Below are 16,553 nucleotides of genomic sequence, written 5' to 3'. Positions count from 1 at the left end.
TGAGTGATTAATTAGCGAGTGGTTTGCTTGATGGTCATATCGTTGCGCTTACTTGATCCAATCAAAAAGCCCCTTGCGAAGCAAGGGGCGGAAGCGGTTATTTGGCGGCTTTTTTAGCTTGCTCAACCCAAGAGTCAAACAGCGAGCGGTTGGCTTTTATCCAACCTTCAACGTGGGCCTCTATGTCCGCTGAGCTGTTTTTACCTTTGCTCATCATCATATTTTGTGCACTGATATGATTGATATCGAGTTTCATGATTTCAAACAGCTTGGCCGCAGCAGGATTTTGATTGGCGAACGTCTTGTTGGCGACGATTTTCATCGAGTTCATCTCGAACCCGTAGTTTTTGCCATTCGGCAGTGAGGTGTCGACGTCTTTGCGCTCGCCGGGTAAGGCAGAGAAAGGGACTTCCAGCCAAACGACATCTTTGCCTGGGACCAGAACGCCACTTACCCAATACGGTGTCCAAGTGTAATATAGGATTGGCTCACCTTTGTTATAGCGTGAGATGGTGTCGGCAATAATGGCAGCGTAGTTACCTTGGTTGTGCGTCACCGTATCACGGAGTTTATAGGCGTCGAGTTGCGCTTCGACCACCATTTCACAGCCCCAGCCTGGGTTACAGCCAGTAAGGTCAGCCTTGCCGTCACCATTAGCATCAAACAGCTTAGCAATTTTCGGATCTTGCAGCTGGCCGATGTTGGAGATATTGAACTGTTCCGCGGTCTTCTTATCAATCAAATAACCTTGAGCCGCACCACTGACGTATTCGCCTTGACGGTAGAACACGTCATCGCCGCCCGCCATGGTGTATTTATCGGCATGTAGAGGGAACCAACCGACGGCAAGAAATGTGGCATCGCCTTTTGCTACCGAGGTGTAAGCGACGTTGTAATCCACCTCTTTTGGTTCAGCCACTTCGTAGCCAAGCTCTTCGAGGGCACGGCTGACAACCAGTGTTTGAAAGGTCTCTTCTGCGACGGTGGATTGCACCGGTTGTACCGCGATCCCTTCGCCCGGTAGCGATGCAGCAAAAGCAGCACCTGATAATACCAAGGCCGAGGCCGATGTCAGTTTGAATGTCTGTTTCCATAGATTATTCATTATTGTTTCTCCCTAAGTGAAGTTCCTTGTTTTTGACTGCGTGGGCTGAGTGACTGCCTCGAGCAAGCTTGATCACTGCGCCAACAGGACCAGTGTGATACCAACGGCGCTTGGTATTACCTGCGTTTTCGCCCAGTGCTTGGGTAATGCGATCAAGCAGTATGGCAAGAATGACGATGCCCAATCCGCCTACGGCGGCTAAGCCCATATCTAAGCGACCAATTCCGCGCAGCACCATCTGACCTAGACCGCCGACTGCGATCATCGATGCAATCACCACCATAGAGAGTGACAGCATTAAGGTTTGGTTTACGCCGGCCATAATCGTAGGCAGCGCTAGCGGCAGTTGGATGCGATACAGCATTTGCTTCTTGTTGGCACCAAAGGCATGCCCCGCTTCAATCAAGTCTTTGGGCACTTGAACGATACCGAGTATGGTGAGCCTGACCACAGGTGGCAGCGCGAATATGATCGTCACCACAACGCCGGGCACATTACCGATACCAAAGAGCATGACAATCGGCACCAAGTAGACAAAGGCTGGGGTGGTTTGCATCGCGTCGAGCAGTGGCCTGACGACTTTCGCGGCAGTTGGGTTACGCGCCAATGCGATGCCTAAAGGTAACCCTATGAGCAAACAGAAAAAGACTGAAGTGAGCACCAAGGCCAAGGTGGTCATGGCTTGGCTCCACGCACCAATCAGACCGATAGTGAGCAGCGAAACCAAGGTCGCTACGCCCAGACGCCAATTTGAAAACTGCCATGCCAAAAGAAACAAGGCGAGTATCATGAATGGGGCGGGAGTGGAGACAAGCGCCAGTTCGAATGAGCTCAGGATCAGGTCGATGGGAACGCGGATCGCCTGGAAAAGCGGGCGACCGTGTTCGACCAGCCAGTTAAGGCCTGTCTCAACCCAAGCATCGACGGGCAAGAGCGCTTCGTTGAAGGGGTGCATTAAATCGAGCGCTTGAGTTTGCGTCACTTCGGATGTCAGCCAGTCTGCGCCCTCGTCGGATGTCGCCGTTGCCCAAGGATCCGATGGTGTTGTGTTATCTGCCGTGGTTTGCGACCACGGGTCCGTTTGAGAAGTTTCTTCTGACACCGCGTTACTCCTTATCTAGCGTCTGTAATAGGCGAGATTTGGTGATGACTCCATAGTAGTGGCCGTCTTCTCCAATGACCGGCACGGCATACGGTGCACCGGCAACGATACCAAGAATGTCATTGATGGATTGTTCGGATGACAATGTCACCTCGTCATCTATCTGAGCACTGGTTAAAGATCGCTTCTCTTTGTGCGCTTGGCGCAGCGAGTCGAGAGAGACGATGCCGGAGTAGCGGCTGGCACGATCGACCACAATGCCAAATTCGCGGTCGTGATTCATCAGCATTTGCAGCGCTGAGCCGGGACCATCGTGCTCAGATTTTTTAAACACGGCGGTCGGCTGTTTTCGGGCGATGTCTTTCGCTGTGAGAACGCTGGCCACATTGACGCCTTTGAAGAAGGCTTCAACGTAATCATTGGCAGGGTTGTTGAGAATATCATCTGGTGTGCCGACTTGGACCACTTGTCCGTCTTGCATGATGGCAATGCGATCACCAATTCGCATCGCTTCATCAAGATCGTGCGATATAAATACGATGGTGCGTTTATCATCGTTTTGAAGACGAATCAGTTCGTCCTGCATTTCGCTACGGATCAGCGGGTCAAGGGCGGAGAAGGCTTCGTCCATCAACAGAATATCAGGGTCACAAGCTAGCGCCCGTGCCAGTCCGACACGCTGCTGCATACCGCCAGAGAGCTCATCGGGGAAGGAATCCGCATGGCTCTCTAAGCCGACGCGCTCTAGTGCCGATAGAGCACAGCGATTTCGCTCTTCCAAACTAATACCAGCGAGTTCTAGGCCAAAAGCGGCGTTCTCAACCACAGTCATGTGAGGCATTAGGGCGAAGTTTTGAAACACCATGGAGATGTTGTGGCGACGGACTTCTCGCAGTGCCTGCTCTGAAATCGAAGCAATGTCATTGCCTTTAAACAGAACACTGCCACGTGTTGGCTCAATCAATCGATTGAGCAGTCGCACTAAGGTGGACTTGCCAGAGCCCGATAGACCCATGATGACGAAGATCTCGCCTTCATTGATCGTGAGTGAGACATCATTGACCCCGACAGTGAGGCCAGTTTTGTCGAAGATAGTGTCTTTATCCAACCCTTTTTCCAACAGGTCGAATGCGTGATTGGGTTCATCACCAAACACTTTGTACAGTCCCTTTACTTCCAGTATGGGATCCATCAAAGATTTCCTTTTTTGCTTAAAAACGTTAGTACACTAAACAATATTTAATGGAATTTCAAATCGGAGGTGATAAAAATCACATAACCAAATCGGTCTGTTAATAAGTTTTTTGTCACTATATGTCGTTTTTTTTGCTTATTTTGTGATGATTGATAGGTTGTGAATAGGGCCGTACGCCAGTGTTGAATAGCGATGTACAACCTTTGAGAAGCGGTTTTTATTTGAGGTGTAATTAATCTTCTTGGGCAGCGTAAAACGCAGCAATATCGCGCAAGTCTTGTTCGTTGAGTTTGGAAAGTTGCGCTTTCATCATCTGCGCGAGTGGGCCAGTTCGCTCATCTCGTTGATAGGCACGCATCGCGTTGAACAGGTAAGTGGCATCTTGACCGTTGAGGTGAGGGTAATTGGGATTGGCGCTTTGGCCGGTGCTGCCGTGACAAAAAACGCAACTGGGTGATTTGACTTGTCCAAGCTGCGCGTCGCCGAAAGGTTTCGCATGTGCCCCGCTAGCGAGTGTTAACGCTGTGCTAGTGGCCAGCAGGCATACGTGGCGTATCCATCGATTCATTTGTACTCTCAATGTCGGTGTGTGTGGACTGAGAATAAAGCTTCCCCTAGGGGGAAGCTCAATGGGCGAGATCAAAGCACACGTTGAATGTGCGCGCAGAGTGTGGAAATGTCGTCTTGGGTCACATCTTTGTGAGTAACAAAGCGGATGGGATTGGATGGTGTGATGAGAATATTCTCTTTGGCCAACGCTTCTGCGATGGCCTCTATATCAAGGTGTTTCTCTAGTTTGGCAAAGACGATATTGGTTTGCACGAATTCTGGATTGACGGAAAAACCGGGCAATGTATTTAGGGTATGCGCGAGCTGTTTGGCGTTGGCGTGGTCAATAGAAAGCTGAGCTACCTGCTCAGTCAGCGCTAATTTACCTGCAGCGGCTAATATGCCGGCTTGACGCATGCCGCCACCGAGCATTTTTCGGATGCGTCGTGCTTTAGCAATGTAGGTGCGACTGCCGAGCAGTAAAGAGCCCACCGGCGCTGCGAGACCTTTAGAAAGACATACGGTCATGGAGTCGAAGTGACGTGCGATCTCAGTGACATCAACATCCAACGCGACGGCGGCGTTGTATACGCGAGCCCCGTCTAAATGCAGGCTTAAGCCGTGTCGGTCGACAAATTCTCGCGCTTGTGCCAGGTAATCGAGTGGCAGAACTTTACCATTAATGGTGTTTTCCAAGCTCAGTAAACGGGTTTTAGCAAAGTGACAATCATCGGGCTTGATGGCGGCTCGAAGTTTGTCGAAATCGAGAGTGCCATCCGGGTTGTTTTCAATCGGCTGGGGCTGAATTGAGCCAAGCACCGCAGCGCCACCTGCCTCATAGCGATAGTTGTGCGCTTGTTGTCCACATAAGTACTCGTCGCCACGTTCACAGTGTGCCATCAACGCTAGTAGGTTGGCTTGCGTGCCAGATGTGGTAAAAAGTGCCGCCTCAAACCCATGACGCTTGGCCGCGAAGGACTCAAGTTCGTTGACGGTCGGGTCATCGCCGTATACATCATCACCAACAGCGGCGTGGGCCATCGCTTCGCGCATGGCTGGAGTGGGTTGAGTCACGGTGTCAGAGCGAAAATCCATAACCTATCCTTATTAATGAGGGAAAACGAAATTCAAGAGAGATAGCCGCACAGTTTCGCTTTGCTGATGCATGCGATGGTTTTGGCGTCGGTGATCTCACCAGAAATGATGCGTTGTTCGATGTCGCGCAGCGATAAAGTCAGTACCTCAATCACTTCATCATCATCGCACGTTAAGTGTTTAGAAGCTGTGAGACCTTTGGCCACAAAAAGGTATTGAATCTCATCACAAAAACCTGCGAGCGGTGTGACTTGCCCTAAAGAAATCCACTCTGAGGCGCGATAGCCCGTTTCTTCTTCCAATTCACGTGAAGCGCAGTCGACAATGGCTTCGTTCGCTTCTAGTGTGCCTGCTGGGAGTTCAAGTAGCCACTTTTTAAGCGACGGCCGATATTGGTTCAGCATGACGATATCACCATTGTCATCGATAGGCAGCATAACCGCCGCGCCCGGGTGAGATATCGTGGTATGGGTAATCTGTTGACCATTGGGTAAGGTCACGGGTTCTTCAATAAGAGCAATCCGTTTCCAGGTGTGAATCGTGGTTTGTTTGTCCATTGGGTATGTGGTGTCCCTAGCATGTTGACCCTACCTTACCCATTTCGGCACCCGATGAAAAGTAATGAAGAGCGATGCGTTGGAATGGATTAATAACTCGGTGTGATGAATCGCGCAAATATGCAAACATTGATTACAGAAAATTAAGTAAAAAGCGAATCTGATATAACAAAGGGCTGATTATAATAAACTATACTTGTAACAAAGTAATAACAAATGTATAAAGCACGTTATACATTACGCTCGCTTAGCGCCCCGAGGATCGCCCAATAATGTTCAGTCAAAATAGAGTCCCCCACTCGCAGAAAGCGTTACTGTCGGAACGAATCAATAAGTTGGCTCACGCCCTATCTGACGGTGTCTACGAACGTGAAGATACCATCAAAATGTGTTTACTTGCGGCCCTGGCCGGTGAAAGCGTTTTTCTACTGGGCCCTCCAGGCATAGCAAAAAGTTTGATTGCTAAGCGCTTGATTCAAGCGTTTGATAACTCGTCCTATTTTGAATATTTGATGACACGTTTTTCTACACCAGAAGAGGTGTTTGGCCCGCTAAGCATACAAGAGCTGAAAGACAATGGCCGCTACGTGCGTCTGACCAATGGATATTTACCTACCGCGCAAGTCGTCTTTCTCGATGAGATATGGAAAGCCGGCCCCGCCATTCTCAATACACTCTTGACCGTGGTGAACGAGAAAACATTTAAAAATGGCAGTGATATTGAGAAAGTGCCCATGCGTCTTTTAGTGTCGGCATCAAACGAATTGCCCGATGAGGACAGTGGTCTAGAGGCACTCTATGATCGCATGCTGGTGCGTTTGTTTGTTAATCGAATTCAAAATAAGCAAAACTTCAAATCCATGCTCACCGTTGGCACGAAGCAAGAAGCCAAAATTCCAGAAGGCTTGGCGATTACCGATGAAGAATACCACCTCTGGCAGCAAGAGCTTGATACGCTTGAGCTGAGCGATGATGTGTTTGAAAAGCTGTTTGAACTCAAAAGCTTACTTGAGAAAGAGACTGGCGAAGTGCCCGGTTCGAGCGTGGATAAGGACATGTATGTGTCTGATAGACGCTGGAAAAAAGCCGTTAAGCTGTTGAAAGCCAGCGCCTACTTTAATGGCCGCGATGCGATCAACGCATTGGATCTGTTGCTGCTACAAGATTGCTTATGGAACAGCCCTGAATCTCGTGATGTGGTGCGCCGCGTCATTCGTCAGTTTGCGCTCAATTACGCGTTTGATCAGCAAGAGGTAGAGCAACAAATTACCCTCTGCCGTGAAACGCTACAAGACGTTCAAGAAGAACTCGAAGAGACGTTTGCTATCCAGCTCTCTCTTGAATCTTCAACAGGATTACTGAAGAAGCAGGTTCAGTCGTACGATTTCTCCGATGCACGTTTGTATAAAGTGGGTGTGACTCCGGGTCTTATCAAGTTGGTCCTGCTTCAGGCCAATATGTCGGTGTCTGAATCCGAAAAAGGTGACAGTCGCTGTGTGTTCGTCAGTAAACCCGATCTCGAAAAACTGGTTCGTGATGGCCACGGCGAAGTGAGTGGTTATGTCAATCAATCTACGGCGATTTGTCGTCTTCGTTTTGATGTGGATGCAGCCAATAACTTAGTCATTAAAGACATTGCGAATCGCGCAGTATTGTTGACCCCTGTCACGAGTGAAGGGCTAGACCACGACCGCTTCCAAAATTGGTTAACGCGTTCAGAGCAGGCGTTGAAATCGTTAGAAGAAGCAGAGCACCGCTTGCGTAAAGCGCGCTCCAGTTTCCACGCCGCACTGCCACACAACTTTATCGACGAGGCGATCCCTCGTGAGATGGAAGCTGGGCTACAAGGCTTAACCCAGGCATTGGAAGCGGCCAAATCAGAGAGCGAAAAAGCGCTTTATCGATTGCAAACTTTGCCACCGGTTTTTGAGTAAGGGGAAACGTTGTGCTGGGTGCAGATGGACTTAATTTAGCATTAATGATCGCCGATTCGGGCATCGTTGAAAGCGCGATGAACGATATTATTGCGCGCTCACAAGTGATGATCATGGCTGAGAACCGAGGAATGAAATCCTCGGTGAAAAATCATCTGTTGAAATGGCGCGGCAGTGTCAAAAAGCGCATCACTAAGGTGTGTGAAACGGAACGTTTTCAACAAGAGCTCGCGCTGTACCAAGAAGTCATTTATTGGGACGAAGCCAAGTTTCACGCTCAATTGCCTGAGGTCATTAAAAAGTTGGAGTGGCACTCGGCCTTCTACATGCAGGCGAGACGTCTTGTAGAGAAGAATAAAGGGGTTAAGAACCCAATGTTCGCCCACTATTTCTGCGATCAATGGTACAAAAGCTTGGTAGATGCGATAAAAACTGCCCAGTTAAGTGAGCTAGAAGCGAGTAAAGAAAAAGCCCTCAAAGATCTCTATCAACGCATGGAAACCATGAAAAACATGGATAACGTTGCGAAAGAGGGAGACGAAGCGAGTATTGGGCGTCTGTGGGATATGGCTGCGGCGAAGCTGAGCAAAACCGATCTCGGCACCATGAAAAAACATGCGGAGTTTTTGAAAAAGAACAGCGGGCTACAAAAAATTGCAGAGCAACTCGGTCGTATGGCGGGGCAAGTCAATGATCCTGATTTAAACCAAGCGCCAGTGGAAGCGATTGAAGTCGTGGAAGAGAAAACCGACGAAGCGACAGATGACATTGTCGGTATCCACGAAAGTGATGATCTCAACAAGCTACTGCCCAACGAGACGATGTTTTTGGCATACCCAGAGCTTGAGGTGGTTTTTTACAAGCACCTAGCGGATAAGCGTTTGATGAATTATCGCGTGCAAGGGAAAAATCGCACGTTGCGTAAAGTAACGGCTCAACAGCCTGACAGTAAAAGTATTGAGATTGAAAAAGGACCTTTTATCGTCTGTGTGGATGCCTCTGGCTCTATGAAAGGGGCGCCAGAGCAATGTGCCAAAGCGATGGCCTACGCCTTAATGCAAATCGCGCTGGCGGATGATCGCGATTGCTTTGTTATTCTGTTTTCTACGGAGCAGATTACCTACGAACTGACACGTCAAGATGGTTTGCGTGAAGCGAGTGATTTCTTGTCGTACAGCTTTCACGGCGGCACGGATCTCGAGCCTGTGATTCTTAAATCGATTGATTTGATGAGCAGTGAAAAGTACAAAAACGCCGATATGGTGGTGATTTCGGACTTTATTGCCCCGAAACAGTCACAAGAGGTACTGGATAAGGTCGCGGGCTTAAAAGAGAACAAAAACCGCTTCCACGCCTTGAGCGTGTCAAAGTATGGAAACCCAGAGCTGATGAGCATGTTTGATCATTGTTGGTCTTACCATCCAAATCTAGTCGGTAGATTGATGAAGAAATGGTAACGCCATAGTCTGCCCCAGATCATTATCCAAGTTGATTGAACAATGCCTCGCTTTCGCGGGGCATTGTCGTTTTATGACTTGCTAATTTATATGTGTATGGAAAATTCCGCGCGGCGATCCATTTGTGATATAAATCAATTTATGTGCAATTTAGCGGACTACTTCTCGCCAAGGCAATGATAAGTTTGTATATTTATCAGATAATTATTCGCTGAATGTCACATTTTTTTGCCTTTTTATGCTACCAAGGGGAAATGAGACCACTCAGTACGTTTGACGTATTTTCCTTGCGTGGTTTTTCACATGGACAGTAAAGAAAAAAAAGTAGTTAAACATTACCTGTTCTTCTTTTTAGCCAGTTTATCGTTTGCGCTTGTGACTTTTGCCATCATTCGCTCACCGCTAAATCAAGCCTCTTTCCAGGTACTAGGCCACGCAAATATTGCGCCGCTTACCGCAGGAAACAATGACGCGGGTGCTAAGTTACTCAATGTCTCTGAACGAGGTGTGTCGATACGTTGTAGTGATGCACCTCAAGCAGAGCTTGACATGTGCGGCATCGTATTCCCATTACCTCATGACGTACAAAATGGCCATTTTTTGTCCCTCAGTACCAAAGCAACGCTGAATGTGGAGGTTGAGTCGCTTTGGTCGGGTACCACAGAGCAGCCGGGGGTCACGATCTTTGCTAAATCCTTATTAACCAATGAGAAATCCGAGCATTACGCTGTCAAAGATACCAAATATCAAGCTGTACGGTTTGAACCTAAAAGCACCCAGTCTATCCCTTTGAGTCGATTTCGGGTCGAAACGTGGTGGGAGGAGCTGTTTGATATCCCTTATGAGCAAGCCGATTTAGATTTTAGCCGACTCGTTGCACTTGAGTTCTACACTGGAGGTGTTCCTGTCAAAGCGGACGGAGAGTGGGGGATGACGATTAAAAGCCTCTCGTTTAGTTGGCAAATCCACAATGAATCAACGTTTGTTAAAGTGATGTTTTTTTATTGGCCGCTTCTTCTCGTGGGCTGTTTGGCACATTACCTTTTTTATACTAAGTCACTCCTGATCCTTGCCAAGGATAATGTTTATAGAGACAAGAAAACAGGCTTTTACACGGTAGAGCACTTTGTCAAAAATTATTCAGCTCTAGCCCAATACAATGAACCCGTGAGACTGTATTTGGTCAAGATCAGTAACTATCACGCCTTAAACCACCATTTTGGTAATCCCGCGGTCATCAAAGTTATGGAACGAATGTGGCAAAAAATGGTGCGAGAATTACCTAATCATAAGCTGACGATTTATCGGGTGACAGAAGATGAATTGTTGATCGAGTGTGTGGGTGAGAATTTAACTTCTCAGCAGTCTCAGTATTTACTTGATTTGAATGATTTAGGTGTCAATCTTGATGGGATTGGTCATCTAATGCTGGAAATCGTCATTGGCTACGTATCCAGTGACTTTTTACCTGAAACGGGCGTCAAAGCATTAGAGCGAGCGCGCTTTGCTGTCAATATTGCCAAGCGAAATGAGCAGCGATCCGCCGAATTCAACTTCGACACTATGATGGCTCATGAAGAAGAGTATCAAATTGCAGACAGTGTGCGTATGGCGCTACAGAGTGAGCAGTTCTACTTGCTGTTTATGCCGATATACGATGCCGAGAGAGAGCAAATTGTTGGCGCGGAAGCACTGTTGAGGTGCCATTCGGAGAGTTTACGTCAACTCTCACCTGAGGTGTATATTACGGTCGCAGAACAATATGGATTGATTCGTGACATTGATCTTTGGGTTGTTGAAGCGTGCTTTAAAACATATCAAACCTACCGTGATAAATTGCCGGATGATTTTCGGTTGTCTATCAACATTTCATCACGAGAACTTCTGGATAAACAATTTATCAACGATTTTAAACGCCTACTTCGCCAGTATCGTGTACCAGAGCATTTAGTTTGTTTAGAAATCACGGAAACCTTCTTTGTTCAGATGAAAGATTTCCATCTCAAAAGTATTGAGATTCTGCGTGAACTTGGCTGTCATGTTTCTCTGGATGATTTTGGTACCGGTTACACCTCTTACAACCATCTAGTCAATATCCCAGTTGATGAAATTAAAATTGATCGTAGTTTTGTCAATCAAATGGACACTGTCCAAGGTAAGGCCATTATCGAATCCATGATAAAGATAGCAGACTCGTTCAAATATGATGCTGTTGCGGAAGGTATTGAAACACAGAAACAATTTACTGAACTTCGAGCCATGGGATGTCGTTACTATCAAGGTTACTGGTTCTCGAAGCCGATCTCGATTGACGCGCTATGTTGTTTTGTAGATAAACCGGTTCACCTCACTTCTTAAATGGCCTATACCCATAACTCTTATATGGTTAATGGCTATGTAATTCATTGAATTAACGAATGAAAAAACTACTATGCATTGGGTTTTATAGTCTAAACTAAAGCATGAGTTGGCTATGGAAGCAAAGCAATGAGAATTACAGATAAATCCTTGGTTGAGCAACAACAGATCTCAGAATCTGAGCTCAAACAACGGCTTCAGTTATTTCGCCTAACGTCGAGTGAGCTAGTGGAGCTACGTTCACTGAAAGGCGTAATAGTTCGCCAATTAGATTTAATCGTTGCAGGCTTTTATGAGCATCAGACGAACACCCCTGATGTAGAGACTTTAATTGGCGATGCCGGCACTTTGCAACGCCTCATGAGCGCTCTGCGTCAGTATGTGATTGATTTGTTCTCTAAAGAAGTCGATCTCGACTACGTTGAACATAGATTGAGAATCGGGTTGGTACACAAACGAATTGGCGTTGACCCAAAACTCTACTTGTCTGCCGTCAGTTACCTCAAAGAAGTGCTATCATCGACGATCCGCTCGAATATTTCTGATACCACCATAGCCAATTATCAATGTGAAATTTTAAGCCGTTTGATGGACTTTGATGTCTCTTATGTCTTTGATACTTACATAAAAAGCATGATGAATGAAATCGAGATGGAGCGGAATAAATCCTACCAATACGTCAATGAATTGGAGGAGATGGTCAGGGAAAGGACCAAGCACATTGAACTGATGGCAAGCCAAGATCCTCTCACCAATTTATACAATAAACGCGCATTTGAAGAAGTGGCAGAAAAGCTCTTCACCGAGTGTCATGCACACGGTGACAGTATTACGGTGCTCTATATGGATATTGACAGTTTCAAGGCGTTTAACGATAACTTTGGTCATGAGGAGGGGGATAACGTTTTGATCGCGGTGGCGGATGCCATTCGAGGGATTTCTAGGGGCATTGACAAAAGTTTCCGCTTTGGCGGCGATGAGTTCGTTGTGTTGATGCCAAGCTGTAAAAAGCAAGATGCGCAGAAGACCTATGTGCCACGTCTGATTGAACGTCTGGCGGAAATCCGCGATGACGTCTCGATCAGTATTGGTGTCTCTGAATCAACGGCGAAGCACCCAGTGTCGATGCGAGACGCGGTCAGACTCGCCGATCAACAAATGTATCGTGATAAAAAAAAGCACAGTGAGTCAGCCAAATCGCAGGTCATCACCAGTATTGTCAGTAAGCAAAAGTCAACATAACAGAGGCGTTCACTGAATGGCGAGTCGCGCTATTTCACAAACGACATATCGAACTCGGTTGAACGGTTTCGTCCGGATTCTTTGGAATAGTAGAGCGCTTTGTCTGCATGTTGTAACCAGGTTAGGTGGTTGGGTTGTTGTTCAGTCAACTCACACACCCCGAGGCTGATGGTGTAGCGAACAGAGTACCCTTCGCATTCGACAATCGACTGTTCGACACGTTTTCTAAGGCGCTCGGTAAAATAGAGCGCTTGCTCAGAGCACGTACCTGGTAAGATAACCGTAAACTCTTCACCGCCGTAGCGGCCACAAATATCACTGCCACGAGAAGCTTTGATGAGCTCTTTTGCCGTGTGGCGGATCACCATGTCCCCGACAGTATGACCATAGTTATCATTAACTCGCTTGAAGTGATCAATATCGAAAATAACCAGTGACGCTGGTTTCCCGGTCACTTTAGCGTGATCAAACTCTTGCTGAAGACAACTTTCCCAGTAGGCACGATTGTAGAGTTGAGTTAAGCCGTCTGTGCGACTGAGATCCGACAGTTTTTGATTGGAATCGATGAGGTGGGTTTTGTTTTTCGCTACGTCCGTGACGTCATTGATGATAAGACTGACATGAGAGACTTCGCCGTTCACTGACGTTAAAGGGGAGAAGGTGATGTTTTGGCGCATCTCCGGTAAGCCGTTGGAGATTGGGCTGAAGTTTTTGAATTTGAACAGGTAAGGGCGGTCTTCCCAGCAAGAGAATCCACGGCTGTTCAAACGAAACGAGGTGTCGACTTTATTACGCAGCCAAGTTTCAGGTAAGTCTTGCATAACGTCAAACAACACTTTGCCAATGATCGCTTCGGCGCGAATGCCACTGTACGATTGCATAAAGGAATTCCACGCCAAGACTCGGTAGTGCTTATCCAAGACGATAAGCCCTGCATCCAGCTCGCCGATGATCTGCATCGCCCAGTGAAAATCCCCCATATCATGCTTGATCACATTACACACTCCAATACGGATTCGATGGACTTCATTGAGTCATTGTCCATAAGGAAAATCACGTCACAGGCGACATCGAGATTTTCGGCGTGATAAACAAACTCAATGGTAAAAATCTCTTGCTCGTAGCCGTTTAAAAACTGAGAGCAGCTTAGCGCTCGTTGTAGCGGCTCTTTTTCCAGCACGATGGGCTGGCGCAAAGAGATAGCAATGTCGAGCTGCTTGCTAAATGACACCAAAAACGAGGAGACTAATAAGTTAGCAATATCTAAGATCGCTTCGTTGGTTTCGGCATGAAAGTTGTCAACCGTAACAGCCGAAAATTGATCAATGCCTTGCCCGTGTAAGCAGACGAGCGCCTCACCATTGATGCCATTGCCAACAAAGCGCTGTGAGACGGCGCGATATTCTGCATTGTTGACGATGTCTTGAATCGTCATTTTGAGTTCCGATTGATGCAAGGAGGCAACGTTAGGCAAAGGCATTTCAATAAATCGCCCGGTTTGTTCTGCGATGAGTGAGGCACTGGCACCGAGAGCGATGTTGCTGATCTCTTTGATGTTATTGAGTAGCTCGTGAGCGGAGAGCTGCCGTGTGGGCTGTGTGTGCACCGAAGGGCACACTGGGATTCCATAGCGTTCAAATACCGCGTGAAGATCCATCGAGCTGAACGGCTTCTCAATGAAGTCGTGGGCGCCGAGTTCCCGGCAGCGCTGTTTTGCCTGATTTTGAATATCCCCTGATACCACGATAACCTGGGTCGGGTGCGCATGGACAGGTAGCGAGGCAAGCACTTCGAAACCATCCATGACAGGCATGGTCAAATCGAGGAACAGGACGTCGATAGGCTCAGATGCAAGGCGCTCTAAAGCGCTCTTTCCATTTTCTGCTTGGTAAAGAGTGATTGCCTGTGTATCAATGTTCGATAAAATCGCTTTGCGCGCGATTTTAGAGTCATCACAAACCAGAATCTTCATAAGATGATGGTTGACCCAGTCGTCGTTGCCATAAAATCAAACCCTCTCGGCTTGCATTGGTATCAATAATGAGACATTGCTTCAAAATTGCTGCGGGTTAGTAAACCCTTTTGCTATTGATTTTTCGAGTTATTTTTTTCTATCAGTAAAAGAAATTAGACTTTACGCACATATTACACTTGCATAAGTGTTTGGTTGGTTATGGTTTTTGTGTGTTTGATGTGCCACATGAATCGTGTCTACATTGAAATACTGAGTGATTGGTTCATCTTCTCCTTTTGCCATCGAGGACGATCCCGTAGACTTGGCCCTTTATGACATAAGGAGCTTAACCAAATGGAACTCACCACCTTCATCCACACCCTTGAACACTCTCCGGAGACGATAGAGTTTGATCAGACCATGGCAATCATTGAGCGTTACTACACGTTTACGCCCACCGCGTTCACCAATGGTGACACCTTTAATGAGGTGAATCAGAACAATGGGTCGTGCAAGATTTTTGCGTTTGGCCAAAAGAATCAACTGTCAGAGTCACAAACCCTCGCTTGCTTTGGGCGTTATTATCGTGAAGATGTCCTCAACCATCCAGCAGGGGATGATCACGCGAACATCCGCAATTTTATGCAAACCGGTTGGCAAGGTGTGAAATTTGAAGGTCAAGCATTAGCAGATAAGGGGTATGCGTCGTCAAAGACAGGCGAGAGGTAGACGACTATATTGGACGACCATTTCGAACAATGTCTGCTCTAATTGGCGCATTTGTCAGCGAACACGCCTAAAATAGGGATTTTTGTTTGACTCCTCGTGCTGAATACGTAAAGTAATCGCCGAACACAGCACTGAGACTCAGTGCTGTTCTAAAAAAGGCGCGTTGGCAGAGTGGCTATGCAGCGGATTGCAAATCCGTGGACCTCGGTTCGACTCCGGGACGCGCCTCCATTCTTTCTCTATCTTGTTATTCCATCAATTCAGACAGTAGCTGATAAGAACGCAGTTTTTCGCTCTGATCATACACCATTGCGTTGACCATAATCTCATCGGCACCAGTCCGTTCCACCAGTGATTCAATGGCGTGTTTAACATGAGCTTTGTCACCATGAATCGACTCTCGCAACTGGGTTTCAACGTGCAATTTTTCTTGCGCCGACCAAAGCGGTGCCATGCTGTGTACCGGAGCGGGCAGCTTTTCACGACGGCCGCGTACCATTTTCAAAAACTTCTGTTTTTCTGTCGTCGCCAAATACTCTGCGTGCGATTGGCTCTCTGCCACAATGACGTTAGCACCAATCATCACGTAAGGTTTTGCTAAGTGCTGCGACGGAACAAACTCATCACGATAATAAGCTAACGCTCGAGACATCGCGTCTGGTGCGAAGTGTGCGGCGAACGCAAAGGGCAGTCCTTTCTGCGCGGCCAAACGAGCGCTGTACGTACTCGATCCCAGCAACCAAATCGGTATTGACGTGTTGTTACCAGGATAAGCCGCAACGGGTTGGTTTTGGGATACGGGACCGAGAAAAAACGTCAACTCTTCTAGCAGCTCTGCGAAGTCGGGATCCATACGCTCTGGATCGCGCCTTAGCGCATGCATTGTCGGATAGTCGGTGCCAGGCGCTCGTCCCAGCCCAAGATCGATCCGCCCTGGGTAGAGCGCGTCCAATGTGCCAAATTGCTCTGCAATAACAAGGGGCGCATGGTTGGGCAACATAACGCCACCGGAGCCTAAACGGATCGAGTGGGTGTGAGCGCCGATATGGCTGAGCAACACACTGGTGGCGGCACTGGCAATATCAGGCATATTATGGTGTTCCGCCATCCAAAAACGGTGATAGCCCCAAGATTCGACGGCTTGCGCCAATTCGACTGAACGTTGAAAAGTCTGAGAGAAGTCTGTGCCGTCAGAAACGGGCGCCAAATCAAGAACGGATAAGCGTGGGAAAGACATAGATGAGTATGGCCTGTTGATGAATGTTATCTAACACAT

Annotated in this window: 14 protein-coding genes and 1 tRNA gene; 6 read left to right on the top strand and 9 right to left on the bottom strand. The window is 47.5% G+C overall.

The features are described 5' to 3' along the window. Window positions 1–97 precede the first annotated feature (97 nt). The 6 genes from proX to AC6R0L_RS14130 form a co-directional block, all read right to left on the bottom strand. Window positions 98–1,105 (bottom strand): glycine betaine/L-proline ABC transporter substrate-binding protein ProX, encoded by a 1,008-nt coding sequence (proX, locus tag AC6R0L_RS14155; RefSeq protein ID WP_500629510.1) that lies wholly within the window; start codon window positions 1,103–1,105, stop codon window positions 98–100. Next, a complete protein-coding gene (proW, locus tag AC6R0L_RS14150; protein WP_500629509.1) occupies window positions 1,098–2,207 on the bottom strand; it encodes a glycine betaine/L-proline ABC transporter permease ProW in 1,110 nt (369 codons plus the stop codon). The genes proX and proW overlap by 8 nt, the downstream gene beginning before the upstream one ends. A 4-nt stretch (window positions 2,208–2,211) precedes the next feature. Beyond that, on the bottom strand, window positions 2,212–3,399 hold the full coding sequence (proV, locus tag AC6R0L_RS14145) for a glycine betaine/L-proline ABC transporter ATP-binding protein ProV (RefSeq protein WP_500629508.1): 1,188 nt from the start codon (window positions 3,397–3,399) through the stop codon (window positions 2,212–2,214). A 235-nt stretch (window positions 3,400–3,634) separates the two neighbouring features. After that, window positions 3,635–3,970, bottom strand: a complete 336-nt coding sequence (locus AC6R0L_RS14140; protein WP_500626670.1) for a c-type cytochrome — start codon at window positions 3,968–3,970, stop codon at window positions 3,635–3,637. Between the two features lie 71 nt (window positions 3,971–4,041). Continuing rightward, entirely contained in the window at window positions 4,042–5,046 is a 1,005-nt protein-coding gene (gene ltaE, locus AC6R0L_RS14135) for a low-specificity L-threonine aldolase (protein WP_500629507.1), read from the bottom strand. A gap of 32 nt (window positions 5,047–5,078) precedes the next feature. Further along, window positions 5,079–5,603, bottom strand: coding sequence for an NUDIX hydrolase (locus tag AC6R0L_RS14130; protein ID WP_500629506.1), 525 nt, complete (start codon window positions 5,601–5,603; stop codon window positions 5,079–5,081). Between the two features lie 272 nt (window positions 5,604–5,875). On the opposite strand from AC6R0L_RS14130, the gene AC6R0L_RS14125 reads away from it, so the two are divergent. From AC6R0L_RS14125 to AC6R0L_RS14110, 4 genes are all read left to right on the top strand, one after another. Beyond that, on the top strand, window positions 5,876–7,537 hold the full coding sequence (locus tag AC6R0L_RS14125; protein WP_500629505.1) for an ATPase RavA domain-containing protein: 1,662 nt from the start codon (window positions 5,876–5,878) through the stop codon (window positions 7,535–7,537). Between the two features lie 11 nt (window positions 7,538–7,548). Beyond that, a complete protein-coding gene (viaA, locus tag AC6R0L_RS14120; RefSeq protein WP_500629504.1) occupies window positions 7,549–8,994 on the top strand; it encodes an ATPase RavA stimulator ViaA in 1,446 nt (481 codons plus the stop codon). Between the two features lie 303 nt (window positions 8,995–9,297). Beyond that, the gene (locus tag AC6R0L_RS14115) at window positions 9,298–11,352 is read left to right on the top strand and encodes an EAL domain-containing protein (RefSeq protein ID WP_500629503.1); all 2,055 of its coding nucleotides are present in this window, start codon (window positions 9,298–9,300) and stop codon (window positions 11,350–11,352) included. A gap of 129 nt (window positions 11,353–11,481) precedes the next feature. Further along, window positions 11,482–12,594 carry a GGDEF domain-containing protein gene (locus AC6R0L_RS14110; RefSeq protein ID WP_500629502.1) on the top strand — a complete coding sequence of 371 codons (1,113 nt, stop codon included), beginning with the start codon at window positions 11,482–11,484 and terminating at the stop codon, window positions 12,592–12,594. 29 nt (window positions 12,595–12,623) lie between these two features. Here the strand turns inward: AC6R0L_RS14110 and AC6R0L_RS14105 are convergent, their stop codons facing one another. Together AC6R0L_RS14105 and AC6R0L_RS14100 are read right to left on the bottom strand one after the other, a co-directional pair. Next, complete coding sequence (locus AC6R0L_RS14105) at window positions 12,624–13,574, bottom strand: sensor domain-containing diguanylate cyclase (RefSeq protein WP_334552210.1); 951 nt, start codon at window positions 13,572–13,574, stop codon at window positions 12,624–12,626. Between the two features lie 11 nt (window positions 13,575–13,585). Then, complete coding sequence (locus AC6R0L_RS14100) at window positions 13,586–14,566, bottom strand: response regulator (RefSeq protein WP_500629501.1); 981 nt, start codon at window positions 14,564–14,566, stop codon at window positions 13,586–13,588. A 336-nt stretch (window positions 14,567–14,902) separates the two neighbouring features. On the opposite strand from AC6R0L_RS14100, the gene AC6R0L_RS14095 reads away from it, so the two are divergent. Both AC6R0L_RS14095 and AC6R0L_RS14090 read left to right on the top strand, forming a co-directional pair. Then, window positions 14,903–15,277 carry a HopJ type III effector protein gene (locus AC6R0L_RS14095; protein ID WP_500629500.1) on the top strand — a complete coding sequence of 125 codons (375 nt, stop codon included), beginning with the start codon at window positions 14,903–14,905 and terminating at the stop codon, window positions 15,275–15,277. Window positions 15,278–15,434: 157 nt separating this feature from the next. Then, a tRNA-Cys gene (locus tag AC6R0L_RS14090) sits at window positions 15,435–15,508 on the top strand. Between the two features lie 16 nt (window positions 15,509–15,524). On the opposite strand, the gene AC6R0L_RS14085 is transcribed toward AC6R0L_RS14090, so the two are convergent. Continuing rightward, window positions 15,525–16,514, bottom strand: coding sequence for an LLM class flavin-dependent oxidoreductase (locus tag AC6R0L_RS14085; RefSeq protein WP_500629499.1), 990 nt, complete (start codon window positions 16,512–16,514; stop codon window positions 15,525–15,527). Window positions 16,515–16,553: the final 39 nt, after the last annotated feature.

It is taken from the genome of Vibrio sp. R15-SG3-ISO1A, from assembly GCF_059833955.1.
This window is presented reverse-complemented; position numbering and strand designations above follow the sequence as displayed.

Excerpts from the sequence above, each read along its gene's own strand:
- proX (WP_500629510.1), bottom strand. The coding sequence starts at position 1,105 with ATGAATAATCTATGGAAACAGACATTCAAACTGACATCGGCCTCGGCC.
- proV (WP_500629508.1), bottom strand. The coding sequence starts at position 3,399 with ATGGATCCCATACTGGAAGTAAAGGGACTGTACAAAGTGTTTGGTGAT.
- AC6R0L_RS14140 (WP_500626670.1), bottom strand. The coding sequence starts at position 3,970 with ATGAATCGATGGATACGCCACGTATGCCTGCTGGCCACTAGCACAGCG.
- ltaE (WP_500629507.1), bottom strand. The coding sequence starts at position 5,046 with ATGGATTTTCGCTCTGACACCGTGACTCAACCCACTCCAGCCATGCGC.
- AC6R0L_RS14130 (WP_500629506.1), bottom strand. The coding sequence starts at position 5,603 with ATGGACAAACAAACCACGATTCACACCTGGAAACGGATTGCTCTTATT.
- AC6R0L_RS14125 (WP_500629505.1), top strand. The coding sequence starts at position 5,876 with ATGTTCAGTCAAAATAGAGTCCCCCACTCGCAGAAAGCGTTACTGTCG.
- AC6R0L_RS14115 (WP_500629503.1), top strand. The coding sequence starts at position 9,298 with ATGGACAGTAAAGAAAAAAAAGTAGTTAAACATTACCTGTTCTTCTTT.
- AC6R0L_RS14110 (WP_500629502.1), top strand. The coding sequence starts at position 11,482 with ATGAGAATTACAGATAAATCCTTGGTTGAGCAACAACAGATCTCAGAA.
- AC6R0L_RS14105 (WP_334552210.1), bottom strand. The coding sequence starts at position 13,574 with ATGGGGGATTTTCACTGGGCGATGCAGATCATCGGCGAGCTGGATGCA.
- AC6R0L_RS14100 (WP_500629501.1), bottom strand. The coding sequence starts at position 14,566 with ATGAAGATTCTGGTTTGTGATGACTCTAAAATCGCGCGCAAAGCGATT.
- AC6R0L_RS14095 (WP_500629500.1), top strand. The coding sequence starts at position 14,903 with ATGGAACTCACCACCTTCATCCACACCCTTGAACACTCTCCGGAGACG.
- AC6R0L_RS14085 (WP_500629499.1), bottom strand. The coding sequence starts at position 16,514 with ATGTCTTTCCCACGCTTATCCGTTCTTGATTTGGCGCCCGTTTCTGAC.